28 protein-coding genes are annotated in these 25,545 nt (G+C 57.7%); 11 read left to right on the plus strand and 17 right to left on the minus strand.

Annotated elements, in window-relative coordinates:
* Positions 1-172: 172 nt before the first annotated feature.
* Both AM410_RS08210 and AM410_RS08215 read left to right on the plus strand, forming a co-directional pair.
* Entirely contained in the window at positions 173-571 is a 399-nt protein-coding gene (locus AM410_RS08210) for a potassium channel family protein (RefSeq protein WP_020884509.1), read from the plus strand.
* Positions 572-736: 165 nt separating this feature from the next.
* Positions 737-1,765 (plus strand): TerC/Alx family metal homeostasis membrane protein, encoded by a 1,029-nt coding sequence (locus AM410_RS08215; protein WP_025202820.1) that lies wholly within the window; start codon positions 737-739, stop codon positions 1,763-1,765.
* 45 nt (positions 1,766-1,810) lie between these two features.
* Here the strand turns inward: AM410_RS08215 and AM410_RS08220 are convergent, their stop codons facing one another.
* Positions 1,811-2,473, minus strand: a complete 663-nt coding sequence (locus tag AM410_RS08220) for an HAD family hydrolase (RefSeq protein WP_014172059.1) — start codon at positions 2,471-2,473, stop codon at positions 1,811-1,813.
* 240 nt (positions 2,474-2,713) lie between these two features.
* Here AM410_RS08220 and AM410_RS08225 point away from each other — a divergent pair, with 240 nt between their 5' ends.
* Complete coding sequence (locus tag AM410_RS08225; RefSeq protein WP_073397697.1) at positions 2,714-3,241, plus strand: NlpC/P60 family protein; 528 nt, start codon at positions 2,714-2,716, stop codon at positions 3,239-3,241.
* A 4-nt stretch (positions 3,242-3,245) separates the two neighbouring features.
* Here AM410_RS08225 and AM410_RS08230 read toward each other — a convergent pair whose 3' ends face one another.
* Positions 3,246-4,040, minus strand: a complete 795-nt coding sequence (locus tag AM410_RS08230) for an SDR family NAD(P)-dependent oxidoreductase (RefSeq protein WP_025202822.1) — start codon at positions 4,038-4,040, stop codon at positions 3,246-3,248.
* 33 nt (positions 4,041-4,073) lie between these two features.
* A complete protein-coding gene (locus tag AM410_RS08235) occupies positions 4,074-4,955 on the minus strand; it encodes a LysR family transcriptional regulator (RefSeq protein WP_020884513.1) in 882 nt (293 codons plus the stop codon).
* Between the two features lie 99 nt (positions 4,956-5,054).
* On the opposite strand from AM410_RS08235, the gene AM410_RS08240 reads away from it, so the two are divergent.
* From AM410_RS08240 to arnF, 8 genes are all read left to right on the plus strand, one after another.
* Complete coding sequence (locus AM410_RS08240; protein ID WP_020884514.1) at positions 5,055-5,561, plus strand: phenolic acid decarboxylase; 507 nt, start codon at positions 5,055-5,057, stop codon at positions 5,559-5,561.
* 322 nt (positions 5,562-5,883) lie between these two features.
* Positions 5,884-7,023 (plus strand): UDP-4-amino-4-deoxy-L-arabinose aminotransferase, encoded by a 1,140-nt coding sequence (gene arnB, locus AM410_RS08245; protein ID WP_041162895.1) that lies wholly within the window; start codon positions 5,884-5,886, stop codon positions 7,021-7,023.
* 1 nt (position 7,024) lies between these two features.
* Positions 7,025-8,008, plus strand: coding sequence for an undecaprenyl-phosphate 4-deoxy-4-formamido-L-arabinose transferase (gene arnC, locus AM410_RS08250; protein WP_020884516.1), 984 nt, complete (start codon positions 7,025-7,027; stop codon positions 8,006-8,008).
* A complete protein-coding gene (gene arnA / locus AM410_RS08255) occupies positions 8,005-9,987 on the plus strand; it encodes a bifunctional UDP-4-amino-4-deoxy-L-arabinose formyltransferase/UDP-glucuronic acid oxidase ArnA (protein WP_047355829.1) in 1,983 nt (660 codons plus the stop codon). Before arnC ends, arnA begins: the two co-directional genes overlap by 4 nt.
* Complete coding sequence (gene arnD, locus AM410_RS08260) at positions 9,984-10,886, plus strand: 4-deoxy-4-formamido-L-arabinose-phosphoundecaprenol deformylase (protein ID WP_020884517.1); 903 nt, start codon at positions 9,984-9,986, stop codon at positions 10,884-10,886. The genes arnA and arnD overlap by 4 nt, the downstream gene beginning before the upstream one ends.
* Positions 10,883-12,538, plus strand: a complete 1,656-nt coding sequence (gene arnT, locus AM410_RS08265) for a lipid IV(A) 4-amino-4-deoxy-L-arabinosyltransferase (protein WP_108647708.1) — start codon at positions 10,883-10,885, stop codon at positions 12,536-12,538. Before arnD ends, arnT begins: the two co-directional genes overlap by 4 nt.
* The gene (arnE, locus tag AM410_RS08270; RefSeq protein WP_014172049.1) at positions 12,535-12,873 is read left to right on the plus strand and encodes a 4-amino-4-deoxy-L-arabinose-phosphoundecaprenol flippase subunit ArnE; all 339 of its coding nucleotides are present in this window, start codon (positions 12,535-12,537) and stop codon (positions 12,871-12,873) included. Before arnT ends, arnE begins: the two co-directional genes overlap by 4 nt.
* Positions 12,870-13,274, plus strand: a complete 405-nt coding sequence (gene arnF / locus AM410_RS08275; protein ID WP_025202826.1) for a 4-amino-4-deoxy-L-arabinose-phosphoundecaprenol flippase subunit ArnF — start codon at positions 12,870-12,872, stop codon at positions 13,272-13,274. The genes arnE and arnF overlap by 4 nt, the downstream gene beginning before the upstream one ends.
* On the opposite strand, the gene acpT is transcribed toward arnF, so the two are convergent.
* Genes acpT through AM410_RS08345 form a run of 14 tightly spaced genes read right to left on the minus strand, consistent with a single transcriptional unit; the run spans position 13,231 to position 25,539 of the window.
* Positions 13,231-13,824 (minus strand): 4'-phosphopantetheinyl transferase AcpT, encoded by a 594-nt coding sequence (gene acpT / locus AM410_RS08280; protein ID WP_014172047.1) that lies wholly within the window; start codon positions 13,822-13,824, stop codon positions 13,231-13,233. The genes arnF and acpT overlap by 44 nt on opposite strands.
* Positions 13,825-13,826: 2 nt before the next feature.
* A complete protein-coding gene (locus AM410_RS08285) occupies positions 13,827-15,056 on the minus strand; it encodes a beta-ketoacyl-ACP synthase (RefSeq protein WP_014172046.1) in 1,230 nt (409 codons plus the stop codon).
* A complete protein-coding gene (locus tag AM410_RS08290; protein ID WP_020884521.1) occupies positions 15,053-15,784 on the minus strand; it encodes a 3-ketoacyl-ACP reductase FabG2 in 732 nt (243 codons plus the stop codon). Before AM410_RS08290 ends, AM410_RS08285 begins: the two co-directional genes overlap by 4 nt.
* Entirely contained in the window at positions 15,781-16,254 is a 474-nt protein-coding gene (locus AM410_RS08295) for an ApeP family dehydratase (RefSeq protein ID WP_020884522.1), read from the minus strand. The genes AM410_RS08290 and AM410_RS08295 overlap by 4 nt, the downstream gene beginning before the upstream one ends.
* Entirely contained in the window at positions 16,251-17,420 is a 1,170-nt protein-coding gene (locus tag AM410_RS08300) for a beta-ketoacyl-[acyl-carrier-protein] synthase family protein (RefSeq protein WP_108647710.1), read from the minus strand. Before AM410_RS08300 ends, AM410_RS08295 begins: the two co-directional genes overlap by 4 nt.
* A gap of 1 nt (position 17,421) precedes the next feature.
* Positions 17,422-18,000, minus strand: a complete 579-nt coding sequence (locus AM410_RS08305; RefSeq protein WP_014172042.1) for a DUF3261 domain-containing protein — start codon at positions 17,998-18,000, stop codon at positions 17,422-17,424.
* Entirely contained in the window at positions 17,997-20,321 is a 2,325-nt protein-coding gene (locus AM410_RS08310) for an MMPL family transporter (protein ID WP_108647712.1), read from the minus strand. Before AM410_RS08310 ends, AM410_RS08305 begins: the two co-directional genes overlap by 4 nt.
* Positions 20,290-20,895 (minus strand): outer membrane lipoprotein carrier protein LolA, encoded by a 606-nt coding sequence (locus AM410_RS08315; RefSeq protein WP_108647714.1) that lies wholly within the window; start codon positions 20,893-20,895, stop codon positions 20,290-20,292. Before AM410_RS08315 ends, AM410_RS08310 begins: the two co-directional genes overlap by 32 nt.
* Positions 20,892-21,314, minus strand: coding sequence for an acyl-CoA thioesterase (locus tag AM410_RS08320; protein ID WP_014172038.1), 423 nt, complete (start codon positions 21,312-21,314; stop codon positions 20,892-20,894). Before AM410_RS08320 ends, AM410_RS08315 begins: the two co-directional genes overlap by 4 nt.
* A gap of 3 nt (positions 21,315-21,317) precedes the next feature.
* Complete coding sequence (locus AM410_RS08325; protein WP_108647715.1) at positions 21,318-23,009, minus strand: glycosyltransferase family 2 protein; 1,692 nt, start codon at positions 23,007-23,009, stop codon at positions 21,318-21,320.
* Entirely contained in the window at positions 23,000-23,353 is a 354-nt protein-coding gene (locus AM410_RS08330; RefSeq protein ID WP_020884527.1) for an ApeI family dehydratase, read from the minus strand. The genes AM410_RS08325 and AM410_RS08330 overlap by 10 nt, the downstream gene beginning before the upstream one ends.
* Entirely contained in the window at positions 23,340-24,701 is a 1,362-nt protein-coding gene (locus tag AM410_RS08335) for an acyl-CoA synthetase (protein WP_108647717.1), read from the minus strand. Before AM410_RS08335 ends, AM410_RS08330 begins: the two co-directional genes overlap by 14 nt.
* A complete protein-coding gene (locus tag AM410_RS08340; protein ID WP_108647719.1) occupies positions 24,694-25,281 on the minus strand; it encodes a hypothetical protein in 588 nt (195 codons plus the stop codon). The genes AM410_RS08335 and AM410_RS08340 overlap by 8 nt, the downstream gene beginning before the upstream one ends.
* Before the next feature lie 6 nt (positions 25,282-25,287).
* Positions 25,288-25,539 carry an acyl carrier protein gene (locus AM410_RS08345; protein ID WP_014172033.1) on the minus strand — a complete coding sequence of 84 codons (252 nt, stop codon included), beginning with the start codon at positions 25,537-25,539 and terminating at the stop codon, positions 25,288-25,290.
* Between the last annotated feature and the right edge of the window lie 6 nt (positions 25,540-25,545).

Below are 25,545 nucleotides of genomic sequence, written 5' to 3' on the forward strand. Positions count from 1 at the left end.
ACAGCAGTCGAACCAGCCGCAAAGAGGAGACTCTAAAAGGGTGATAATCACGCAGCGCAATTATTGCACCAACTTTTTTCCTCCGATCCACTAAGCTTCGACCAGGCCAGACAACTCCAGGTGCCCCGCTGCGTTCGCGGGGTCATTTTTCTTCCCGGTCAGAGCACCTTTCATGCAGCTACTCAGCATCATTATTTTGCTTACCCTTACGGTGGTCATCCATTCGCTGTGGATGTTTTGCGTTTTAAAATTCATTAACTTAGAGGTCGACTCTGCGGTGCGTGTGGTTTTGCGTAACGTCGGGATCGTTATCTCCATGATCTTCGCCCATCTTCTTGAAGCCGGTCTCTTCGCCGGGTTTTATTTTGTTATTGATGCATTTAACGACTGGAACACCAGCTTCTACTTTTCGCTGGTCAGTTACGCCACGGTGGGATACGGCGATGTCACGTTGCCTCAGCACTGGCGGCTGATTGGGGGTGTGGAAGGTCTGGTCGGCGCCTTGATGGTGGGCTGGTCAGTGGCGGTTCTGGTGGCCGTACTGCAGCGTTTGCGCGGCATGAGCGCCTAAACGGCAGATGCGCGACCCCATGGAGTGCGGTAAAGTACCTCTCTTTGCCGGGCCTGGAAGGCCGCGGCTTTAAGGGTTAAAGGCTGGTAAACAGCCTGCCCCTTTCCGTTCCTGGTTTACGCCAGTTTGCATGGTGCTGTGTTTTGTCTGCCAAAAGGGTTGTGTATGTCTGCTGCTCATCTCGGTTTCCCGACTGAAACCGTTGTTGTCTTTGTAGTGATGGCCGTCGGGGCGATGTTTATCGACCTCTTTATGCACCGTCACGATAAACCGATCTCGCTGAAAAGCGCTGCCATGTGGTCCCTCTTCTGGGTCATGATGGCCATGGCTTTCGCCGGGTTCCTGTATGTTCACCACGGCGCAGAGATGGCGAGCCTGTTCCTCACCGGTTACGCGCTGGAAGAGGTGCTCTCCGTCGATAACCTGTTTGTGATGATGGCGATTTTTGCCTGGTTCGGCGTGCCGGATAAATATCGTCACCGCGTCCTCTACTGGGGCGTGCTGGGGGCGATTGTTTTCCGCGGTATCTTTGTGGCCATTGGGACCAGCTTGTTAAGTCTGGGGCCTTACGTCGAGGTTATCTTCGCGCTGGTCGTCGGCTGGACGGCGGTGATGATGCTCAGACGTAATGAAGAGAGTGACGAGGTTGAAGATTACTCCGGCCATCTGGCTTACCGTCTGGTGAAACGCTTCTATCCTGTCTGGCCTAAAATCAGCAGCAATGCCTTTATTCTGACCCAGAAAGAGGTGGACGCGGAGCTGGAGAAACCTGAAAACCAGGACGTAACGGTTGGACGCGTGAAGAAGGCGAAACGCTACGCAACGCCGCTGCTGCTTTGCGTGGCGGTCGTGGAACTCTCTGATGTGATGTTCGCGTTTGACTCCGTGCCGGCCATTATTGCCGTCAGCCGTGAGCCGCTTATTATTTACAGCGCAATGATGTTCGCCATCCTCGGCTTGCGTACGCTCTACTTCGTGCTGGAAGCGCTGAAGCAGTATCTGGTGCATCTGGAGAAAGCGGTGGTGCTGCTGCTGTTCTTCGTGGCGTTCAAGCTCGGATTAAATGCCACCGATCACTTCTGGCACCACGGTTACAGCATTGGTGCCACGGCAAGCCTGTTTGTGGTGCTTGGCGTGCTGGCGCTGGGGATTATCACCAGCGTGATGTTCCCGGGTAAGAAAGAAGCCCATTAAAAGCAAAACGGCAACCTTTGGTTGCCGTTTTCGGGTAGACAGTGTCTAACACTTAATCGGTGAATGTCGACGCTTGCGCGGTGGATGGAAGTGCCGCCAGTGTGCATCCTGCGCCGCCGCCAGCAGTTCATGGTCGCCGCGGGTATCGCCCCACGCGCGCAGGTGGTAGCTATTCAGATCGCCATACACTTTTTCCAGCCTCGCCACCTTCTGGGCACAGCGGCAGTTGTTGCCGGTGATACGCCCGGTCAGCTTGCCGTCTTTCACTTCCAGCTGTGTGCCAATCAGCTTAATCCCCAGCTTGTCAGCCCACGGCTGGAGCACCAGCGCCGGAGAGGCGGAGCAGATGGTCACTTCCGCACCGGAATTCACCTCTGCGGCGACGGCCAGTACGCCGGCAGGGCGCATCAGCTTGTCCCAGTATTTTTCGCAAAACGCTTCCGCCTGCTGGCGTAGCCAGTGTTCATCCACGCCCGTCAGGAACGTTTTAATCAACACTTCCTTCAGCTCATCGCGCGTCAGCTTACGACGCACGCAGTGGAGCGTGGGCAAGGCCATACGCACCAGGCGGCCCGCGAAGTAACGTTTACCAAAGGCAAAACGCAGGAAAGGGATAAAGCTGTCGTGGTGCGTCAGTGTTCCATCAAAGTCGAAGACGGAGAGCACGTTGGATTTGGCCACGGCCTCGTCGGCAATCATATTGGTCATAAATACGTCTTAGCTAAAATACACATTCTGTTGATTAGTTTACCTGCTTTACCCTGTCTGTCCTTCTGTCTTGAGCATTTTTTTCGCGATCTTGCGATCGGAAAGTGAGTCCATTTTTGGTCTCAATAATAATTGGTTGAAAAGCGAGCTGTCTATATTATCGCCACATTGAGCGCTATTTCGGGGGAACGTTGGCCCCCACCGGTAAGGAAAATATTCACTCACTGAATCTATTTTGATATGACGTTTAGATCGCTTATTTCAATCCTCTCGTTAAGTCTGGCTTCGTTTTCGGCATTGAGTTTTCAACTGCCGGCGTCGATGCTGTCAATGAACCGCGAGCTCGCCCTTTCTCCGGCAAAATCCGCGCTGCTGCACCAGGAAACAGGACCACTGCGTACCCGGATCCTTGATCAATACCAGAAGTGGAAAGGCACCCACTATCAGTGGGGCGGGACCACACATCGGGGCGTGGACTGCTCCGCGCTGATGCAGCATCTGTTCAGCGATGCGGCGCACCTTAATCTGCCGCGCACGACGGGCGAACAGATCCATCGCGGCGTGAAGGTGGCGCAATACCGTCTGAAGGCGGGGGATTTGGTCTTCTTTCTGACCGGTCCAGACCGAAGGCACGTGGGCGTGTACATCGGCAATAGCCAGTTTATTCATGCCTCACGCAGCCAGGGCGTAACCGTTTCAACCCTGACTGATGACTACTGGCAGGCGCACTATATTACTGCCCGACGGGTCACAGACCGTTCTGTCTGAGGGATCAGATGATGTCATCCACCACGCCGCCATCGACGCGCAGTGCCGCGCCCGAGGTGGCGGAGGCCTGGGGCGAGCAGACATACACCACCATATTGGCGACTTCTTCCACCGTCGCGGCACGCTGGATAACCGAGCTCGGGCGGTGAGTCATCACAAACTCTTTCGCCAGTTCCTCCAGCGATTTGCCGGTTCTCTCGATCTCGTCTTTCATCATGCCGGCAAAACCGTCTGAAAGGGTGGGACCGGGCAATACGCTGTTCACCGTGACACCGCTTCCCGCCACGAACTTCGCCAGCCCGCGAGCGAGCGACAGCTGCGCCGTTTTGGTCACGCCATAGTGGATCATGTCTGCCGGAATATTGCAGGCCGACTCGGACGAAATAAACACCACGCGTCCCCAGCCTTTCTGCACCATACCCGGCAGCAACGCACGGGAGATACGCACGCCGGACATCACGTTTGTCTGCCAGTAACGCTCCCAGGTGTCATCGTCGGTGCCATAAAAATCCTGCTGGCCGTAAATGCCGGCATTGTTGACCAGGATGTCGACGTGGGTCGCCACGTTCAGCAGCGATTCCACCCCTTCAGCCGTGCTGAGGTCGGCAATCGCAGCGCGTACCTGCACCCCAGGCACAACCTGTTGTAGCTGCTGGATACCTTTATTCACAGACTCCGTGCTACGGCCATTGATGATCACTTCCGCACCGCTTTCAGCCAGCCCTCGGGCTATGGCGAAGCCGATCCCGCCGGTAGAGGCGGTCACCAGCGCGACTTTCCCCGTAAAATCGATCTTCATCATCTGCTCCTTATCGTGTTTAACGTTCGGACCTTAAAGCGTAGCAGGTGAGGATGGCGGCTCCTGGCTAAAAAGGCGCAGCAGGGTCTCAACCTGTTCATCCAGCGGGCCGAGGGAGCGTTTCACAATCAGGTGCAGCGGCGTAGCCCGGCGTGCGCCATGGCTAAGCGGCAGGCGTTTAAGCACCCCCAGATCAAGCTGGGTCTGAATACGCTCCTCTGGCAGCCAGCCATAGCCGACCTGGGACATCACCGCCTCTATGGCTGCGTCAATGGTGGAAAAGGTCCACGACTCACCGGCCGCACGCGCGGCGGTCTGGCTGTCGGCTATCTGAATGAGCGGCCACGGGCGCAGCATATCGTCGTTAAGCGGCGCGTCGAGGCTAAAGAGGGGATGTTGATGATGCGCCACGGCAACAAAGTCGATATTCATCAGCCATTCGCCAAGACCGGTTATGTCCTGGCGGCGGGTTAACACCATCACGTCGGCTTCATCATTAATGACATCGGTGCGGCTATTTTCCAGCACTTCGGTGAGGCGGACCTGCGTTTGCGGATACAGCTGCTGGAACTGACGCAAAATAGCAAACAGGCGTCGGCGCGGGAAAATGCTGTCCACCACCAGATCTAACCGCGTGCGCATTCCATTACGCAGGCTTGCCGCACGGGTCTCAACATAGGCGAAGGCTTTCAGCAACGGTTTAACCTGGTTGAGCAGGAGTTCGCCGGCCGGGGTTAAGACAGCCCGCCGCCCCTCGGGCACCAGCAGCGCCACGCCCAGCCGCTCCTGCAGCAGCGACAGGTTATAGCTGACCGAGGACTGGCTGCGGTTGGTCTCTTCCGCTGCTTTGGCAAAGCTACCTGCCTCGACCACTCTTTCCAGTAATGACCATTGTTCAAGCGTCGTCTTATGCATGATTAATCTAAAATTTGGATGAATTTGATTCAAACATAGCGTTATTCATTCATTTTTTGAAGGGGTACGATCGTCTCATCAAAACAAAGGAGACACATTATGAACACCTTCGACAAACATGACTTAAGCGGCTTCGTCGGCAAACACCTTGTATATACCTACGATAATGGCTGGAACTACGAGATTTATGTCAAAAATGAAACCACCCTTGATTACCGTATTCACAGCGGGATTGTGGCGAACCGTTGGGTGAAAGATCAGCAGGCTTATATTGTTCGCGTAGGGGAGAGCATCTATAAAATTTCCTGGACAGAACCAACCGGTACCGACGTGAGCCTGATTGCAAACCTGGGTGACAAACTGTTCCACGGCACCATCTTCTTCCCACGTTGGGTGATCAACAATCCAGAAAAAACCGTCTGCTTCCAGAACGATCATATTCCATTGATGAATGCGTATCGTGATGCGGGTCCGGCATACCCCACTGAAGTCATTGATGAATTTGCGACGATCACCTTTGTTCGCGACTGTGGGGCGAATAATGAAAGCGTTATTGCCTGTGCGGCGAGCGAGTTACCAAAAAACTTTCCTGATAATTTAAAATAAGCGCGACAATTAACTAAAAAGAAAAGTTCCCGGCTATTTATTCTTTTAAAAGAAATAGCCGGGATTTTTTTTGTTTGTTGATGTTAGGTTTAAAAAATTGCAGGCAAAGGTCGAGTTTGATCACACAATAAATAATTCATAATAATTTAACTCTTTGTATTTTAAGTGGTTAATGGGTGGGCAAAGTGAATGGAATGTCTTTCTTAATTTTTCCCTAAGAAATGTTAGCTACCTTGATATAAGTTTATGGTTCGTTGAAATAAACGAGCCGGCATTTGGTTAATATCAACAGCGTGCCATTCTTATTTCAAGGAAATTAATGATGAGTGATTTTTTGCCTTTTTCCCGGCCGTCCATGGGTAGCGAGGAATTAGCGGCGTTGCAGGAGGTATTAACCTCCGGCTGGATCACCACAGGACCGAAAAATCAGGCGCTTGAAGAGGCATTCTGTCAGCTAACCGGGAATCAACATGCGATTGCCGTCAGCTCAGCGACCGCGGGAATGCATGTCACGCTGATGGCGCTGGGTATTGGTCCAGGCGATGAAGTGATTACCCCCTCCCTGACCTGGGTATCCACACTGAATATGATTGTGCTGCTGGGCGCAACCCCGGTGATGATTGATGTGGACCGGGATACGTTGATGGTCACGCCGGATGCGGTCGACGCCGCCATTACGCCACGTACAAAAGCGATTGTTCCGGTTCATTATGCCGGCGCGCCGTGTGACATCGACGCCATTCGCGCCATCGGGGAACGTCACGGTATCCCAGTCATTGAAGATGCGGCGCATGCAGCCGGCACGTACTACCACTCGCGTCACGTGGGCTGGCAGGGCACCGCGATTTTCTCATTCCACGCCATTAAAAACATGACCTGCGCCGAAGGCGGGTTAGTGGTCACGGACGATGCGCAACTGGCGCAGCGGATCCGTAGCCTGAAATTCCACGGCCTGGGTGTGGATGCCTACGACCGCCAGACGCACGGTCGTGCGCCGCAGGCAGAAGTTATCACGCCCGGCTTCAAATACAACCTGGCGGATATCAACGCCGCGCTGGCGCTGGTGCAGTTGGGCAAACTGAAAGAGGCCAACGCACGACGTCATGACATTGCTGAACGCTATCTGCGCGAGCTTGCCGATACGCCGTTCCAGCCGCTGCGTATTCCTTCATGGCCGCACGTCCACGCCTGGCATCTGTTCATCATTCGCGTGGATGAAGCCCGCTGCGGGATTTCTCGCGACAACCTGATGGCAGCCCTGAAGGAAAAAGGCATTGGCACCGGCCTGCATTTCCGCGCGGCGCACACGCAAAAATACTACCGCGAGCGTTTTCCTGATGTATCGCTCCCGAATTCTGAATGGAATAGCGCGCGTATTTGTTCTCTCCCCCTTTTCCCGGACATGACTCATGACGACACAACCCGCGTCATTACCGCGCTCCATCAGCTTGCAGGAAATTGATATGTTCAGCGCACCGCCTGTACAAAAAGTTTCTGTGGTAATCCCCGTTTACAACGAACAGGAGAGCCTGCCCGAACTGATCAGCCGCACGACGGCCGCCTGCGACACGCTCGGCAAAGCCTATGAAATACTGCTGGTGGATGATGGCAGTAGCGATAATTCCGCGCTGATGCTGACCGAAGCCGCGCAGGCCGAGGGCAGCCATATTGTTGCCGTGCTGCTTAACCGTAACTACGGCCAGCACTCCGCCATTATGGCCGGGTTCAGCCACGTGACGGGCGATCTGATTATTACGCTTGATGCCGATCTGCAAAACCCGCCGGAAGAGATCCCGCGTCTGGTTGCAAAGGCCGATGAAGGGTACGACGTGGTCGGCACGGTGCGGCAAAACCGTCAGGACAGCCTGTTCCGTAAGCTGGCTTCCCGCACAATCAACCGTCTGATCCAGCGAACCACCGGCAAAGCGATGGGCGATTATGGCTGCATGCTGCGCGCCTACCGCCGCCATATTGTCGACGCCATGCTGCACTGCCATGAACGCAGCACGTTTATTCCCATTCTCGCGAACACCTTTGCCCGTAAGGCGACGGAAATCCCGGTACTGCACGCCGAGCGCGAGCACGGGGAGTCGAAGTACAGCTTTATGCGTCTCATCAACCTGATGTACGACCTTATCACCTGCCTGACCACCACGCCGCTGCGCCTGTTGAGCGTTTTCGGCAGCATCATTGCCGTGTTCGGCTTCGCGCTCTCCGTGCTGCTGGTGTTACTCCGCCTGATCTACGGTCCCCAGTGGGCGGCGGAAGGGGTCTTCATGCTCTTTGCCGTGCTGTTTATGTTCATCGGCGCCCAGTTTGTCGGGATGGGCCTGCTCGGGGAATACATTGGCCGTATTTATAACGATGTTCGCGCACGTCCGCGCTACTTTATTCAACGTGTTGTCCGCCAGGAACACAAAGCATCTCAAGAGGAAATTCACCCATGAAAGCTGTTGTCTTTGCCTATCACGATATGGGGTGTGCGGGCACGCTGGCCCTGCTGGAAGCGGGCTATGAAATCGCTGCAATCTTCACGCATCCGGACACGGCCGGAGAGAATAACTTCTTTGGCTCGGTGGCGCGTATCGCCGCAGAGCGCGGTATTCCGGTTTACGCCCCGGACGATGTCAACCATCCGCTGTGGGTGGATCGCATCCGGGCGCTCGCGCCTGATGCCATCTTCTCGTTCTATTATCGCAACCTGATTTGCGATGAGATTTTAAGTCTGGCCGCAAAAGGGGCATTTAATCTTCACGGCTCTTTGCTGCCCGCCTACCGTGGCCGCGCACCGCTGAACTGGGTGCTGGTGAACGGTGAAACGGAAACCGGCGTCACTCTGCACCGTATGGTGCACCGCGCAGATGCCGGTGCCATCATCGCGCAGCAGCGCGTGGCTATCGACGCGGATGAAACTGCGCTGCAGCTTCATCAGAAGCTCTGCACCGTAGCGCAAAGCCTGCTACGTGATGTGTTGCCGGCGATCCTTAACGGCACCTTCAGCGAGACCGCGCAGGATGAGAGCCAGTCGAGCTGTTTTGGCCGTCGCCGGCCAGAAGATGGTCGCCTGGACTGGAACAAGCCGGCTCGTCAGTTGCACAACCTGGTGCGTGCCGTTACCGACCCCTGGCCGGGGGCGTACAGCTTTGCCGGCGTGAGTAAATTTATCGTCTGGAAATCCCGCGTACGCGACGACATTCCTGCCGCCAAACCGGGCACCGTTGTCTCGGCTTCCCCGCTGATTGTCAGCTGCGGCGAGCAGGCGCTGGAGATCGTTACCGGGCAAACCGATAACGGCGTTTATGTTCAGGGCGCGCAGCTGGCTCAGTCTCTGGGGCTGGTCACTGGCGCACTCATCACCAGCGCACCGGTTGTGGCCATCAAACGCCGCACCCGCGTGCTGATCCTCGGCGTCAACGGTTTTATCGGCAACCACCTGACCGAGCGTCTGCTGAAAGACGATAACTACGAAATTTATGGTCTGGATATCGGTGCTGATGCCATCAGTCGTTTCCTCGACAACCCGCGTTTCCACTTTGTGGAAGGGGATATCAGCATTCACTCCGAGTGGATTGAATATCACATTAAAAAATGTGACGTGGTGCTGCCGCTGGTGGCGATTGCCACGCCGATTGAGTACACCCGTAACCCGCTGCGCGTGTTCGAGCTGGACTTCGAAGAGAACCTGAAGATCATCCGCGACTGTGTGAAATACGACAAGCGCATTATCTTCCCGTCAACTTCTGAAGTGTACGGCATGTGTACTGACAAAAACTTCGACGAAGACACTTCTAACCTGGTCGTCGGGCCGATCAACAAACAGCGCTGGATTTATTCCGTCTCCAAGCAGCTGCTCGACCGCGTGATCTGGGCCTACGGCGAGAAAGCGGGTCTGCGCTTTACGCTGTTCCGTCCGTTTAACTGGATGGGGCCACGTCTGGATAACCTTAACGCGGCGCGTATCGGCAGCTCACGTGCCATCACCCAACTGATCCTGAACCTGGTGGAAGGCTCGCCCATCAAGCTTATCGAAGGCGGTAAACAAAAACGCTGCTTTACGGATATCAGCGACGGTATCGAGGCGCTGTTCCGCATCATCGAAAACAAAGAGGGTCGCTGCAACGGAGAGATCATCAACATCGGTAACCCGGATAACGAAGCGAGCATTCGCGAACTGGCTGAGATGCTGCTGGCAAGCTTTGAACGTCATCCGCTGCGCGATCGCTTCCCGCCGTTTGCCGGTTTCCGTGAAGTGGAAAGCAGCAGCTACTACGGTAAAGGTTATCAGGACGTTGAGCACCGGAAACCCAGCATTCGTAATGCGAAACGCTGCCTGAACTGGACACCGACGGTGAAGATGGATCAGACCATTGATGAAACGCTCGATTTCTTCCTGCGCACCGTGGAGCTGTCGGAACAGGTCTCATGAGAAAAGTCGGTTTACGCATTGATGTCGACACCTTCAGGGGGACGCGTGACGGCGTACCCAAACTGCTGGAACTGCTGAGCAAGCACAACGTGCGCTCATCCATTTTCTTCAGCGTGGGGCCTGACAATATGGGACGTCATTTATGGCGTCTGGTTAAACCGGCATTTCTGTTCAAAATGCTGCGCTCACGCGCAGCCTCTCTCTACGGCTGGGATATTTTGCTGGCCGGAACCGCATGGCCCGGCAGGCGCATTGGCGCGGGTAATGAAGCCGTTATCCGCGACGCGGCGCAGCACCATGAGGTTGGACTGCATGCCTGGGATCACCATGCCTGGCAGGCCTGGGCTGGCGTCTGGGATATTCCACGCCTGTCGCGTGAAGTTGAGCGCGGCATGCTGGAGCTGGAGGCCATCACCGGTCAGACGATTCGCTGCTCCGCCGTGGCGGGATGGCGTGCCGACCAACGCGTAGTGAAAGCCAAAGAACCCTTCGCGTTTCGCTACAACAGCGATTGCCGCGGCACCGGGCCTTTTTTGCCGCTCATCGGGGAGAATCGCCTGGGGACGGTACAAATCCCGGTCACGCTTCCCACCTGGGATGAAGTGGTTGGGCGCGAGGTTAGTGCCGGAGGGTTCAATCGCTATATTCTGGACTGCATTCATCGCGACACTGGTACGCCCGTCTATACCATCCACGCGGAAGTGGAAGGGATTGCGTATCAGCATGATTTCGATGCACTGTTGACGATGGCCGCTCAGGAGGGCATTCAGTTTTGTCCATTGAGCGAATTGCTGCCAGAGGATCTTAGCGTCCTGCCCGTGGGCAAAATTGTGCGTAATGAACTGGCTGGCCGGGAAGGCTGGCTTGGCTATCAACAAACCGTGAGTCCGGTATCATGAAAGCAGCCCGTTATGGCTTAGCGCTTCTCGCACTGTTTATCGTTTACTACCTCATTCCGATCGATATCCGCCTGCTGTGGCAGCCTGATGAAACGCGCTATGCGGAAATCAGCCGCGAAATGCTGGCGTCTGGAGACTGGATTGTCCCGCATTTTCTGGGGCTGCGTTACTTTGAAAAGCCGATTGCGGGCTACTGGATCAACAGTATCGGGCAACTGCTGTTTGGGCATACTAACTTTGCCGTGCGCGCCGGCGCCATATTCTCAACCGGGTTGACGGCTCTGCTGGTGATCTGGATGGCGTGGCGCCTGTGGCGGGATAAGCGCGTTGCCATTTTCTCCGGCCTTATCTTCCTGACCCTGTTCCTGGTGTATGGCATTGGTACGTACGCCGTGCTGGATCCCATCATTACCCTGTGGCTGGTGGCCGCTATGTGCAGCTTCTGGCTGGCCTCGCAGGCTGAAACCGTGGCCGGAAAAGCGGGTGGCTACGTGCTGCTCGGGCTTGCCTGCGGCATGGGGGTGATGACCAAAGGATTCCTGGCGCTGGCGGTGCCGGTAATAGGCGTGCTGCCGTGGGTGATTGCGCAGAAGCGCTGGAAAGAGGTGCTGATCTTTGGCTGGATGGCCATCGTGAGCTGTGTGCTGATCGTCCTGCCCTGGGCGCTGGCCATTGCGCACCGAGAGCCTGATTTCTGGCGCTACTTCTTCTGGGTTGAGCATATTCAGCGCTTTGCCCAGAGCGATGCTCAGCACAAAGCGCCGTTCTGGTACTACCTGCCGTTCCTGCTGGCCGGCAGTCTGCCGTGGCTGGCGCTGTTGCCCGGCGCGTTTCGGCTGGGCTGGCGCGAAAGAGACAACACGGGCGGTGGCTTTTATCTGCTTGGGTGGGTCGTGATGCCGCTGCTGTTCTTCAGCATTGCCAAAGGCAAACTGCCAACCTACATCCTGCCGTGTTTTGCTCCGCTGGCTATCCTGATGGCGCGCTATGCCTGCATCGCGGCGGACAAAGGGGCCAGAGCGTTACGCATTAACGGCGGGATTAACCTGGCGTTTGGTGTGATTGGCGTAGTAGCGGCGCTGGTGGTCTCGCCGTGGGGGGTTGCTAAGCATCCGGTCTGGACATCCGTTGAGCTGTATAAAGTCTTCTGCGCGGTGCTGGCGTTTCTCGTCTGGGCGGCTGTCGGCTGGTTTACCGTGCGGCAAAGCGCGCAGCGCTGGTGGCTGGCGGCGTTGTGTCCTGCTGGCGTGGCGCTGCTGATTGGGTTTGCCATTCCTAACCTGGTGGTAGATTCCAAACAGCCGCAGTCGCTGGTGGATACCATCCGTGACCCGCTTCAGAGCAGCCGGTTTGTGCTGGCGAACAATGTTGGCGTGGCCTCCGGGCTGGCGTGGGAGCTTAAGCGTAATGACATCATTCTGTTTGGTCAGAGCGGCGAGCTGAGCTACGGGCTAGCGTACCCGGATGTGAAAGACCGGTTTGTTGAGAAAGATAATTTTGCGCAGTGGCTGGCAACGCATCGCCAGCAGGGGGGCGTGTCACTGGTGATCCTGCTGTCAAAACACGACGATATTAAGCGGGCTCATCTGCCAGAACCGGACAGCCTGTATATTCAGGGCCGTCTGGCCTGGCTGCAGTATTTACCGCAATGACGACCTGGCTCTGGTTGATACTGGCAAGCCTGCTGACCTGCGCAGGGCAGCTGTGTCAGAAGCAGGCCACCCGTCCGGCGAAAGCCGGGCGGCGTGGCGCGCATATTATGCTGTGGCTGGGCCTGGCATTGCTGGCGCTGGGCAGCGGCATGCTGGTCTGGCTGGTGGTCCTGCAGCGCCTGCCTGTCGGCGTTGCCTACCCTATGCTGAGCCTCAATTTTGTCTGGGTGACCCTGGCGGCGAAAGCATTCTGGCATGAAAAAGTCGCGTTGCATCACTGGCTGGGCGTCGGGTTCATCATCATCGGCATTGTTATCCTCGGAGGAAGCCTGTGAGAGGAACGTTCTGGGCGTTATGCAGCGTAATGCTGGTCAGCGCGGCGCAGCTGCTGCTGCGCTATGCCATGCAGGCTCTGCCGCCAGTCAGCGAGCTTTATGCGTTTGTCTCCGCGCTCTGGCACTTATCATCCGGTACTGGCGCGCTGCTGCTGGGACTCATGGGGTATGTGGCCTCGATGGGCTGCTGGTATCTGGCGTTGCATCGCATGGCGCTCAGCAAAGCGTATGCCTTGCTGAGCCTCAGTTACATTCTGGTGTGGGCCGCGGCCATTTTGTTGCCCGGCTGGAACGAACACTTTTCCTGGCACGGGCTGGCGGGAGTCGGGATGATTATTCTCGGCGTGCTGGTGATTTTTATGCCACGGACATCCCGTGGTGAGCAATCGTCCCGGCGGTAAGGGTATAAGGCGTTGAGGTGCAGACGGCAAGACTGAGCGAGCCGAACTGGAGCTGGCTTACCGAATGCGTCTGCGACGTGCTGTCGATGCTGACAATCTGCCAGGCGCTACCGCCTCGCTGCTTCACGATGGCCTCTTTACGCGTCCAGATCCCCCAGAAAGCAGAAAGCTTTGTCTCCGGGTCTTCGCGCTCCAGCTCCGCATGTTCCGCCACGCTGAAGACGGCGTTAGCCAGCGCCTGCCAGTTTTCACGTGGGCGGATAACTTCGATATCACACCCCACTTCGCCTTCGTCGCTCAGCAGCAGCGCGATATTATCGCCGCTGTGACTCAGGTTAAACCAGAAGGGCTGCGCATCCACGAAGGTCGGCTTCCCTTGCTCACCATAGACGATCTCGGGTAACGGAGAAGGAGAAAGCGTTTTGGCGAGCAAGGTTCTCCCCGCCAGCCAGGATGCATTTCGTGCACCCGCAGGTGCCATATGTGCAAGCGTCGACGCCAGCGGGTCTGCGCTCAGGGTGGAGATCTTTCCCAGTATAAACTGGTACATAGTTACGCCCAGCGTTTGATGATTATCGACGTGTTGATGCCGCCAAATGCGAAGTTATTGCTTTGCAGATACTCGCAGTCAATCTGACGGGCTTCACCCATAATATAATCTAAAGCACCACATTGCTCATCCGGTTGTCTTAAATTGAGCGTCGGGGCAAACCAGCCCTCACGCATCATCTGCAGGCTCATCCAGGCTTCCAGCGCCCCACAGGCGCCTAACGTGTGGCCAAAATAGCTCTTCAGCGACGAAATTGGCACGTTGTCGCCAAAGATGGCGGCGGTGGCCTGGCTTTCGGCGATATCACCGCGATCGGTGGCGGTACCGTGCGCGGAGATGTACCCCATATCTCGCGCGCTTAACCCTGCTAACGCCAGCGACTGCTCCATACAAATTTGCATGGTTTCTCGCTGTGGCTGGGTGATATGGGCTGCATCACAGTTGGTGGCGAAGCCAACGATCTCGCCATAGATAGTTGCACCGCGTGCTCTGGCATGCTCAAGCTCTTCCAGAATCAGGGTGCCTGCGCCTTCCCCAATGACCAGACCATCACGCTGCGTATCAAATGGCGAAGGGGTGGTTTTCGGCGCATCGTTGCGCTGGCTGGTCGCGAATAAGGTGTCAAATACCGCCGCCTCTGACGGACAAAGCTCCTCTGCTCCGCCTGCGACCATCACGGTCTGATAACCGTGACGAATGGCTTCCCAGGCGTAGCCAATGGCCTGACTGCCCGACGTACAGGCACTCGACGTCGGAATAACGCGACCCCGAAGGCCAAAGAACAGGCCGGTATTCACCGCGGTCGTGTGCGGCATCATCTGCACATAGGTCGTACCGGTGATGTTGTGGGTGTGTTTTTCGGTGAGCATGGTGGCGAATTCGCTGACCGGCCCGGTACTGCCTGTGGAGGAGCCATAGGCGATACCGGTTTGGCCATTCGTGAGCACCGCCTCGCCAATCAGCCCTGCCTGCTCCAGCGCCAGCTCGGTGGCGCGGGTCGACATCAACGACACGCGGCCCATGGCGCGAATACGCTTGCGGGTATAGTGTTCCGGCAGGGTGAAATCATCAATCGGCGCGCCCAGCAGGGTGTGCAGGCCATCGTAAACCTGCCACTCCGGCATTTTGCGTACCGCGTTGTCATACGCCAGCAGCCTGCGGGAAACGGATTGCCAGTCCTCACCGAAGGCGGTAACGCCGCCCATACCGGTAATCACCACGCGACGCGTCATAGCATTCCTCCGTTAATGGAAATGACCTGGCGGGTAACGTAGCCTGCAATATCTGACATCAGATAGCTGGCAAGTCCTGCAACCTCTTCGGCCTGGCCCATCCGTTTCATGGGAATGATGGACATTGCCTCTTTCAGCGCAGCCTCTTCCATTTCAATCATGCCGGTATCAATCAGCCCCGGCGCAATGCAGTTCACGGTGATGTTGCGTTTTGCCAGCTCAATTGCCAGTGCTTTGGTCGCGCCAATAATGCCCGCTTTTGCCGCGCTGTAGTTCACCTGACCGCGGTTGCCCATCATGCCGGACACGGAGGATAAGGTGATAATGCGCCCCCCTTTTCGGGTGGCGATCATCGGCATAATGCAGGGTTGAATAACGTTATAAAAACTGTCGAGGTTGGTATGGATGACGCTGTCCCAGTCGTCTTCGCTGAGGGCCGGAAACGCACCGTCGCGGGTGATACCGGCATTACTGACCACGCCATACCATGCGCCGTGGGCCTCGATATTCTGCTCCAGCACGTCACGGCACTGTTCGCGGTTACCTGCATCGAAAGAGAGCAGGCGACCCTGACCGCCCGCCTGTGTGATGGTATCCAGCGTCGCCTGCGCGCCTGCGGCGTCACGGTGGTAATGTACGCCTACGGTAAACCCGTCAGCGGCAAGCTGGCAGGCGATGGCACGACCAATGCCTTTGCTGGCCCCGGTGACCAGTACGGAACGACTCATGCGTGGGATCCCTGATTAAAAAGCGATGTTAATTCTTCTGCGCTCGGCTGGAAGGTATTGACCCGGCCCGTGGCCAGCGTCTCCTCACCTGAGGAGATCGTACATTCAAAACTGCCGAAGCGTTCATCCTGCATCAGCAGTCTGACGGTGATGTCCAGCGTCGCGTCTTTTGCGAAATGTCCACTGGCGCAGACCAACTCGCGCGCACCCAGCACCATGCCCAGCGCAATATGATCTTGCCCTTTCTGCTGGCGATGCCAGCCTGACCAGACGCCAACGGTCTGCGCCATCAGTTCGAGCGCGTACCAGCCAGGCAAATCGCCCTCGGCATTCAAAAAGGGCGCCAGTACGCTTTGGCCGTTGACCGCGACACGGCATACGGCGGAATCGTCGGTGACGCGTTCAACGGATCCCAGCAGCATCATTGGCGCATCGTGCGGCAGATAGTCGACGGGTGATAAGTAGCTCATGACACTCTCCCCAGCAGGATGCTGGCGTTGTTGCCACCAAACGCGAACGAGTTAGATAAAATGACCGGTTTTTTCAGCGCGGTGCTCTGGTGCAGCACGCCGCACGGCAACAGCGTTTCGTCCGGCGCGTAGCGGGCGAAATCCTGTGGGGGTAACGGCAGGTCACGCGTCAGAATAAGCCAGCTCAACGCCGCTTCGGTGATTCCGGCAGCGCCCAGCGTATGGCCGGTAAGGTGTTTAGTAGAACTGCTGGGCACGTTTTCTCCAAAGAGGTCGTGTACCACGTGTGATTCAATCTGATCGTTGAGCGGTGTGGCGGTGCCGTGCAGGTTGATATAGCCAATATCCTCCGGCTGCAGACCCGCGTCATTGAGCGCCTGGGTAATGGCGCGAATGGCGCCTTCACCCTGCGGATGCGGCGCCGAAATATGGTAAGCATCGCTGGACTCGCCTGTTCCCAGCAGCGCGACCCCGGCGGGTTCACGGGTCAACACCATCAGCGCAGCGGCTTCACCAATGGTGATACCCCGACGGTCGCGGCCAAACGGCTCGCAGAGCGTTGGAGAAAGCGATTCCAGACTGTGAAAGCCATTGACGGGCATCCGGCTCAGGGTATCTGCGCCGCCCACAATGGCAATATCCACCAGCCCGGCATCAATCAGACGCCGGCCGCTGATAATTGCCCGCGCGCTGGAGGAGCAGGCGGTCGAGAGGGTATATGCCGGGCCCTCAAGCTGTAACCAGTTAGCCAGAAAGCGGGACGGATCGCCCAGCTCCTGTTGCGGATACTGCCACCGGGTGCTGGCTTCGCCGTTGAGCGTTAATCGTACGTGCTCATCCCCTTCATCGAGGCCGGAGGTGCTGGTACCCAAAACCACGGCCACGCGGTCGCGGCCGACCCGGGCAATCGCGTCGTCAACGGTGGACTGAATCTGTGCCAGCGCGGCCAGCAGCAGCTGGTTATTGCGGGTGCGGTGCGCGGACAGGGTATCCGGAATGGACGGCAACTCGCCTTCCACGCCACCCAGCACGGCGTCGGGCGCATCCTGCAACCACCCGGACCGACAATGCATGCCGGGGGCTACGCCCGCCGTCAGGTTAGCGGCAATCTCATCCAGCGAGTTACCCAGCGCGTTGACCATGCCAACAGCAGAAATGTAAATCATCTCAGTCACCCAGATATTGAATGGTGATGTGGTAGTTAAAGACGTGTTGCTCGATGCTGATTGGCACGCGCTTGCCTTTGCGTTGCAGGTAGACAATGTCAGTCACCAGCTTGCCGCTGGCATTGCGTAGCTCGCGCCGATCGCCCTTGTCTTTAAGCGTCCAGCCCTTTGGCAGTTGTGGCTGCCAGGCGCTGAGTGGCCAGTGGCTGAGCATCACATCGGCCAGTACCTGGCTGGCGGGAGGCAGCTGCGGCACAACGATCGACTGTTCGGTGTGGATCCCGGTGTCGTCGTAAGTCGCCAGGAACAGACGGATACCGACGGAAGAGAGCCCGGCAAGCGTCACTTTGTGATCATCCGCGTTGAGCATGACCAGCAGGGACTGCGTTTGTCCGTTGAAGGTTCCGGTCAGCAGCTGCTGCGAACTGACCGCCGGGGTAATACCGGGCGGCGGCAGCGTCACTCGGGTTCCTGGCTGAAGCCAGGCCTGCGGACGTGTCCCTTCAGTATCGGTCGAATGGCTACAGCCTGCCAGCAGCAGCGTCGCGACCAGCGCGGCTGCGCGGTAAAAAGCATTCATTTTCGTTTTCTCTCTTTCTTAACAGGCATCGCCAGCGGCGCCAGCAGGAAGGCGGTAAAAATGCCGCTCACCAGCACAATACCGAAGCTGCTGATGGCCTGCGTGGCGCTGAACACGAGCATGCCTAACGTCAGCAGCGTGGTCATCATCGCCAGCGTGATGGCCAGCATCGACGTCAGCGGCGTACCGCGCGGGTTGCCGAAAAACAGCGTGTAGTTAATGCCAATGCCGAGCACCAGGACCAGCGCCAGCAGTGAAAACAGATTTACCGGATGCCCCGTGACGGCCAGCGCGGCCAGCCCGCAGCTGAGCGACAGCACGGACGGGACCAGACTGATAAGCCCTTTTCGCCAGCCGAGGCGTACCATCGCCCCGCAGGCAATCACCGCCAGCGCGACAAACAAGAGTCCCGTTAACAGCGTGCGGTAGAGCGCAAACAGGCTGTCAAAACTGGCCTTGCGATCGACCCAGACGACGCCCGCATGACGGGCGGCTACTTCGCTGAGTGCGGTGCTGTTCCGGGCGTTGTCCACCGGCACTAACACACCGCTTTCGCCGTCAGGCAGGGTCAGCCACAGCAGACGCCAGCCTTCGCTGGCCGGACTGGCGAGCCACGCCTCCACGCTCACGGGCATGGCATTCAGATTCGGTGTGACGGTGCTCAGTCCCGCGTTTCGCAGCGCGTTCGTTATGGCTGGCGCGGCCTGCTGCAACAGCAGCAGATCGCTTTTCTGGCGCGCCAGCGAATTTAAGGGAAGGGTACGCCAGCGGGTAATATCCCCCGCTTTTTGGGCCTGGGCTAACGCCGGGGTAAAGGCTTCCAGCCGTTCCAGCGTTTGCTGCGGCGATGCGCCATACACCACAAACCATTTCTGATCGACACCTTGCCCGGTCAGGGCGGTAATGGTTTTCTCCTGTGCCAGAATGTCTTTGGGCAGCGCCTGTAGCTGGGCGATATCGTCGTTGACCTTCAGGGTGGCAAGCCCGGCAGCCGAGACCAGCGCCAGTACCACAGGCAGGCCCACAGAGAGTTTTTTATTGCGTCGCCAGGCGGCCAGCCAGCGCAACATCAGGACCATAAACGGAACCGGACGCACCGGCAAACCACGGCACAGCCAGGGATGCCAGAAAATCACCGTCAGGCAGGAGGCGCTCAGCCCCACCGCGGCAAACACCGCCATCTGGCGGATCCCGGGGAAGGGGGCCAGCATCATAATCAGGTAGGCGGCAACGGTCGTCAGCAGCGCCAGCAGCAGCGCATTACGCACTTTGGCCAGGCTTTGCCACGGGGAATGTTCTGCGCCGTGCACCATGCGTTCGGTGAGGTAATAGAGCGTGTAATCCGCTGAAATTCCGATGATGCTCATGCTCATCACCAGCGTCATCAGATGCAGTTCGCCAAACAGCAGCAGCGTCACCACCGTGCCCGCCAGCGCACCTGTGGCAATGGAAATCAGACACAGCAGCAGGGGTTTCAGGGAACGAAACACTGCCACGATCAGCAGGATAACCCCAAGGATCGTGACGATGCCCAGCGTGGAGATGTCCCGTTTTGCCTGCTGGCTGGCGTAATCACTGTAAAACACGGTACCGCGTGAGAGCAGCTGCGCCTGCGGAAAGCGCGTTTTCAGCGTCTCCTGCAGGGCGGTAAGGGTGGTTACCATCTGATGGGTTTGCTGCATATCAAACGATGATCCCGCCAGCTCACCGTGCAGCATATACCAGTAATTTCCACTGGCATCCTGGGTGACCAGCCAGCCGTCCATCAGCCGTAGCTTCTGGCTGTTTTGCGCCAGCGCCAGCTGCGAGCCGCGCATCAGCATCAGGGGATCGTTTTGCAACTCTTTGCCACTCACGCCGGAAAAGGCCGAGTAGAGCTGGGATAAAATCCACTGCGCCTGCGCCTCACCGCCGTTTTGCAGGCGGGCCCGGGTGGCCGAATCAATCAGGCCGTTGCGATGCTGCCAGAAGAACTCGCCCCAGGCCTTTTGCCCGGCGGCGTCCATCGGGCCTTTAACCTCCCTGAGCGAATGGCTGTTTTTCAACAGATCCAGCCACTGCTGCGCCACCCGTGGATCAGGTTCTTTACCGGGACTGACCAGCCAGACAAGCTGGCGGTCAAGACGCTGTATAAACGCGTCGTTGAGTGCCGGCGGGATTGCCCCGAGCGTCTGCTTCGGCAGCATAGCCAGTACGCTGCTGTTCAGGCGCGCGCCGGGCAGCAGCGACAGCAACACGCCCAACAGAATCAGGCATACCGTCGCCCACAGCAGCGCCGGGCGCAGGGATTTACGGTGCGGCAAAGCGTTGGCGTTCGTCATCGGTCAGTCTGGCGGGCGTCAGTGTGTGGCGGGAAAGGACGATATCGGTACGGTCGCCCTGCTTATCGTTGAGGCGAATCGTCTCAAGGTAGGTCGCGCCGCCCAGATCGAGGGTGGCGAAAATTTTGTCCAGCGGTGTCGTTGTGGGGGTCAGCACCAGCGACCAGCGGCCTTCGCCGAGATCGCGAAAATCGATGCGGAAGTTCTCTTCCAGCACCTTGCGGTCGGCCTGGAACAGCGCCCGCAGCAGGTGGTTGAACTGGAACATCTGCGGATTATTGTCGGCGGTAATGGTCTGCGGAGGCTGGCCGTTGATCGTCTGGATCATCCGTTTATCATCCAGCAACAACGTCATGGGGAAAGGCGCTTTTTGATCCCACAGCAGGCCGCTGTCGCGTGCGATCAACATTTCGCCCTGCGAGCGCAGCGGCTGCGGCAGATCCTTAATCGTCCGGACCTGTTCGAAATGCGCACGCACGACAGGTTGCCCGGTAAACCGCTGCTGCAGCTCATCCAGCGTTACGGCGCTCACCAGCGGGCTGATCATCAGTGCCAGCACAGGCAACCATTTCATGGCGTAACTCCCATTCGTTCAAACAATATAGCCGGGCTGACAAAGCACATTTCACGGCTGGCTTCTTCGACGGCCACCTGGATGGTATAGCCGGTGGTGGTACGTTTACCGGTTTGCGCGTCGAAAATTTGATAGGCGATGCGCAGACGGTTTTCATACTCTTCGATGTGCGCGCGCACACGGATGCGCTGCTCAAAGGTCACCGCATCGCGGTATTTCACCCGGGTATCGACTACCGGCCAGACATAGCCTGACGCCTTCATCTGTCGATAGCCGTAGTTAAACTGGTTGAGCAGCGCCTCGCGGGCAATCTCAAAGTAGCGGAAATAGTTGCCGTGCCAGACCACGCCCATCATATCGACGTCGTGGAACGGAACGGTGATTTCTACTTCGGTCGTAAAGCGGGGATCGGTCAGCACCCTTTACTCCTTCTCTTTGGCATCCGGCAGGTGCCAGAAATCGAAAAAATTAAACCAGTCGAGCGGTGACATTAAGGCGTAATGCTCAAGCCGCTGTGCATAGCGATCGACGGCCTGTTGCAGCGCCTGCTGGCGCTCCCCGCGTGGCAGAAGCAGCGGGTCGGCAAACGGCTCGCAGTGTATCGTGAGCGCACCCTGCTGACGCAGGGCGTAAATCAGCACCACCGGGCAGCGCAGAATGGAGGCGAGAATAAACGGCCCTTGCGGGAACGGGGCGGGCTGTCCCATAAATGAACTCCAGATCACCCGCCAGTCGCCGCCGCGCTGTGGCGTGACCGCTATGCGATCGCCCACAATGGCGACCCATTCACCGCGCTCAAGCTTCTCTTTGATGGCGATGGCGGTATCCGGCCCAATGTCCGTCACGGGCATCAGGTTAATCCCCGCCTGGGGTGCCATCTCGGTCATGATCTGTTTAAAGCGCTGCGCGTTATCGCTAAAGACCAGCGCGTTGATGACTTTGCTGCCTTCCAGCTGAGCCAGTGCCCGGCAGGCTTCCACATCGCCAAGATGCGACGCGAGCAGCAGTTTGCCTTGCGATGCGTCAGCATCCAGCACGTCATACGCACCGGGAGCAAAGACCACGTCACGATGAAACTTCAGTTCGCCGCGCCAGCTGGCGACTTTATCCAGCATGGCGTTACCGAAGCGCATAAAATGGAAAAAGCTGTTAAGGCGTGGCGGAACAGGCATGTTCCGCTGCGTCAGCACCTGCTTCACTCGTGCTGTCCACTGCTGTGAAGCCTGTCGCGCCGGTCGGGCCGTAAGCCAGTACACCCCGATAACCGGCCACAGCAGCACGGTAAAGGCCCGGCGGCCAAACAGCTGCCAGACGCGCAGCATCAGGCGCATACCCCACAGGCCTTTCACCTCGTCCTGCTGCGCCCAGTGCTGGCGGCGACGACGAAACAGCAGGGCGGGAATGCGGGGCAGCATGCCGAAGAACAGCCGGGTGTGCATCAGCGAGATCCGCACGTTGTCTTTGAGCGCGTCGAAATGGGATAACCCGTCCGGCGGATAGGTAACGCGGGTCGGCAGAAAATAGCTGGTATTGCCCTGCCAGTAGAGACGGACCATCACTTCGGTGTCAAAGTCCATACGTTTGCCAAGCGGCACGCGTGCGGCCAGCTGCAGCGTGGGCGAGACCGGGTAGACCCGAAAACCGCACATGCTGTCTTTAAGTTGCAGGGACAGGGTTTCAATCCATACCCAGACGTGCGTTATCCAGCGACCGTAGAGGCGGGAGCGCGGAATGGAATCATCGTAAATGGGCTGGCCAGAAATCAGCGCCTCCGGGTGACGCTCAGCCAGAGCCAGCATTTTGGGGATATCCTCAATAGCATGCTGGCCGTCGGCATCCACCTGTACGGCGTGGGTATAGCCCGCGCGGGCAGACTCTTCCAGCCCCTTAATGACCGCGGCACCTTTACCTGCGTTTTGCGCCAGACGTACCAGCGTAACCTGGGGCTGCCCGGCGGCCAGACGCTCCAGAATGCGGCGCGTCTGCTCGTCACTTCCGTCATCGACCACCAGACAGGGCAAGCCGAACGGTGCCAGCCGCGACAGTACTTTTGCCATCATCGCGCCATGGTTGTAGCACGGGATCAGCACGCAGGGGCGGAAGGTTACTGACACAGGCGAATCTTCCCGCTGCTGGCAGTATGGCGATCGTCACCGGCATGGCGCTGGTAGCTGAAGGTCAGTATCTGACGTTCGGCATGCCAGTTAAGGACCAGCGTGACCGTGGTATCCGGCAGCAGAGGGGCCTGGAATTTCACATTTTGGATGCTGTGAAAACGGTAACCCGGCGCCAGCAGCGTGGTGGCGTAGTGCATGACCCAGTCAATCTGTGCCACACCTGGCAGCAACGGCTGTACGGCAAAATGCCCCTGGAACCAGAACAGGGAGGGGTCAAGATGCAAAACGATTTCCAGGTGCTGCGGCTGTGCCTGGTGGCGTTCGATTTCATGAATTTTCATGAAACAACTCCTGTAACTGCGCATAGACACGCTTATTCATACTGTTTACCGGCATCTCATCGATAATGCGCCAGTAGCGGGGGACGGCGACCGGTTCAAGCCAGGGCCGCAGGGCGCGGCGCCAGGCCAGTTCCTGCGTTTTTTTGCCCTGCTGATGCCAGCGCTGACGGGTCTTCTCATCCAGAACCAGCAGGACACCTATACCCTGACGACCTCCGCGAGTAACCGGTAACGCTGCGGCTTCACATATGCCCTCAAGCTCCAGCAGGCGACGTTCAATCTCGTTCAGTGAGATACGCTTTTCTTCGATTTTGACCACCCGACCACGACGTCCGGCAATGCTAAAAAAACCGTTACTGTCGAAGTGCAGGATATCGTCCAGCTCTAACCCTGCGGCTTCGTGAATGAGCGGGGAGGTCACGCGGCAGATTTCCCCTTCACTCTGGAACACCACGCCGGGGAAGGCGAGCCAGGGAACGCTGTCCGCCTGACGGTGCCGCCAGGCGAGGATCCCGGTTTCGGTGCTGCCGTAGATTTCATCCGGCCAGACGTTAAGCCAGCCATGGGTCTCCGTGACATCGCACCAGGGCAGCATTCCCCCGGCGGAGATCAGCATCACGACGGGAGGGGCAGTCAGCTCGGTATCCAGCCGTTTCAGGAACGCCGGACTGCTGATAAAAAGGTACTGCCTGTCGTGAGGGAGTGCCGCCAGCTGCTCAGCGTAATAGAGCATGGCGGCGTGCAGCGGAAGCCCCATCGCCATTGGCAACATGATGCGGAACGTCAGGCCATAGAGATGTTGTGGTACGACCGAGGCCACAATGCTGCAGCCCGCCAGGCGTTCGCCAAAACGGTTCGCCAGCAGGCACGCTTCACGGTCCAGGCTGGCGATGTGCTTAATGACCCGGCGCGGGGTGCCCGTGGAGCCCGATGTAAAAAGCTCAACAAAGCGCGCGTCGTCAATGACGGACAACGGTGCCCATTGGCGCGCGGTCTGGGGGGAGGAGGTCACCACAATGACCTTTCCCTGAATATCCAGCGTCTTATCGCTCAGGACACCGCTAAACAGCGACTGCTGTTCGTCGAGCAGAGAGACCCGGCTATGGCCTGGAATGACCGGGGTTTTACCGGCATGCAGTGAGGCCAGCAGCGCAACAATAAACAGGTAGCTGTTTTCAAAGCACAGCGCCCAGCGTTCACCCTCCTGCTGTCGCAATGCTTCTACCAGCAAGGTGACATCGTGGCGCAACTCACCCAGCGTCCAGGTGCGATCGTCAAGCCAGGCGATCGGCATGTCGTCAGGGCGTGGAGCATTTAACCACTGGCCAAGCGGGAGGGGTTTATTCATCGAGCTTCTCTTTTTTCATCACCCGTTGACGCACCAGCCACTCTGTCGCCATCAGCGTGCCCATCAGAAAATAAGCCACCATACCGTTCCACACTGTCCAGACATGCATATCGCCGTGTAGCACGGTAAACAGGGCTATCGCACCGTTACCGAGGAAAAAACCGCACCACACCAGCGTCACCTTACGGGTATATCGCACACCCGCCGGAGGCAAATTCGGTTCACGCAGACGTGCCAGCCGTTCAACCAGCGGCATGGTTGTCCACAGTGAGCCGCCAAACACGGCCAGCATCACGAGATTAACCACCACCGGATAGAGCAGCAGCCACTGATGCGCTTTCAGCAGATAGCTCGCCGCGCAGAGCGCCAGGCCTGCCAGCGCAACGCACTGCACCACATACCGCATCGGGCCTGCGTTTCGCCGCGCCTGATGCAGACGCAGCACCAGCACCAGGGCCATTAGCGGCAACAGCCAGTGCAGACCGTTGTGCGTCAGCCCCAATCCAATCAGGAATGGCCACGCCAGCAACACGACTCCCGTCAGGAGTGGGATCGCCGGAAACGCTCGTCCTCCAGGCACGGTGGTTTACTCGTCGCGCAAAAGCTGAGCGACAGCGTCAACCACATCCTGCACGGTACGGACAGATTTGAAGGTTTCCGGTTTGATTTTCGTCCCCGTTTTCTTCTGCAGGTGAACAATCATGTCCACTGCATCGATACTGTCCAGATCCAGATCTTCGTACAGGCGAGCCTCAGGCGTGATTTCCTGTGGGTCGAGTTCAAACAGCGTAGCCAGGAGTTCGCAGACTTCCTGATAAATGGTTTCTTGTTCAGTCATAACGGA

Source organism: Enterobacter cloacae complex sp. FDA-CDC-AR_0164, from assembly GCF_003071645.1.
GTDB lineage: Bacteria > Pseudomonadota > Gammaproteobacteria > Enterobacterales > Enterobacteriaceae > Enterobacter > Enterobacter ludwigii.

Bases quoted from the DNA above. Each gene is read 5' to 3' on its own strand.
- AM410_RS08210 (WP_020884509.1), top strand. From the start codon at position 173: ATGCAGCTACTCAGCATCATTATTTTGCTTACCCTTACGGTGGTCATC.
- AM410_RS08215 (WP_025202820.1), top strand. From the start codon at position 737: ATGTCTGCTGCTCATCTCGGTTTCCCGACTGAAACCGTTGTTGTCTTT.
- AM410_RS08220 (WP_014172059.1), bottom strand. From the start codon at position 2,473: ATGACCAATATGATTGCCGACGAGGCCGTGGCCAAATCCAACGTGCTC.
- AM410_RS08225 (WP_073397697.1), top strand. From the start codon at position 2,714: ATGACGTTTAGATCGCTTATTTCAATCCTCTCGTTAAGTCTGGCTTCG.
- AM410_RS08230 (WP_025202822.1), bottom strand. From the start codon at position 4,040: ATGAAGATCGATTTTACGGGGAAAGTCGCGCTGGTGACCGCCTCTACC.
- AM410_RS08235 (WP_020884513.1), bottom strand. From the start codon at position 4,955: ATGCATAAGACGACGCTTGAACAATGGTCATTACTGGAAAGAGTGGTC.
- AM410_RS08240 (WP_020884514.1), top strand. From the start codon at position 5,055: ATGAACACCTTCGACAAACATGACTTAAGCGGCTTCGTCGGCAAACAC.
- arnB (WP_041162895.1), top strand. From the start codon at position 5,884: ATGAGTGATTTTTTGCCTTTTTCCCGGCCGTCCATGGGTAGCGAGGAA.
- arnC (WP_020884516.1), top strand. From the start codon at position 7,025: ATGTTCAGCGCACCGCCTGTACAAAAAGTTTCTGTGGTAATCCCCGTT.
- arnA (WP_047355829.1), top strand. From the start codon at position 8,005: ATGAAAGCTGTTGTCTTTGCCTATCACGATATGGGGTGTGCGGGCACG.
- arnD (WP_020884517.1), top strand. From the start codon at position 9,984: ATGAGAAAAGTCGGTTTACGCATTGATGTCGACACCTTCAGGGGGACG.
- arnT (WP_108647708.1), top strand. From the start codon at position 10,883: ATGAAAGCAGCCCGTTATGGCTTAGCGCTTCTCGCACTGTTTATCGTT.
- arnE (WP_014172049.1), top strand. From the start codon at position 12,535: ATGACGACCTGGCTCTGGTTGATACTGGCAAGCCTGCTGACCTGCGCA.
- acpT (WP_014172047.1), bottom strand. From the start codon at position 13,824: ATGTACCAGTTTATACTGGGAAAGATCTCCACCCTGAGCGCAGACCCG.
- AM410_RS08285 (WP_014172046.1), bottom strand. From the start codon at position 15,056: ATGACGCGTCGCGTGGTGATTACCGGTATGGGCGGCGTTACCGCCTTC.
- AM410_RS08290 (WP_020884521.1), bottom strand. From the start codon at position 15,784: ATGAGTCGTTCCGTACTGGTCACCGGGGCCAGCAAAGGCATTGGTCGT.
- AM410_RS08295 (WP_020884522.1), bottom strand. From the start codon at position 16,254: ATGAGCTACTTATCACCCGTCGACTATCTGCCGCACGATGCGCCAATG.
- AM410_RS08300 (WP_108647710.1), bottom strand. From the start codon at position 17,420: ATGATTTACATTTCTGCTGTTGGCATGGTCAACGCGCTGGGTAACTCG.
- AM410_RS08305 (WP_014172042.1), bottom strand. From the start codon at position 18,000: ATGAATGCTTTTTACCGCGCAGCCGCGCTGGTCGCGACGCTGCTGCTG.
- AM410_RS08310 (WP_108647712.1), bottom strand. From the start codon at position 20,321: ATGACGAACGCCAACGCTTTGCCGCACCGTAAATCCCTGCGCCCGGCG.
- AM410_RS08315 (WP_108647714.1), bottom strand. From the start codon at position 20,895: ATGAAATGGTTGCCTGTGCTGGCACTGATGATCAGCCCGCTGGTGAGC.
- AM410_RS08330 (WP_020884527.1), bottom strand. From the start codon at position 23,353: ATGAAAATTCATGAAATCGAACGCCACCAGGCACAGCCGCAGCACCTG.
- AM410_RS08335 (WP_108647717.1), bottom strand. From the start codon at position 24,701: ATGAATAAACCCCTCCCGCTTGGCCAGTGGTTAAATGCTCCACGCCCT.
- AM410_RS08345 (WP_014172033.1), bottom strand. From the start codon at position 25,539: ATGACTGAACAAGAAACCATTTATCAGGAAGTCTGCGAACTCCTGGCT.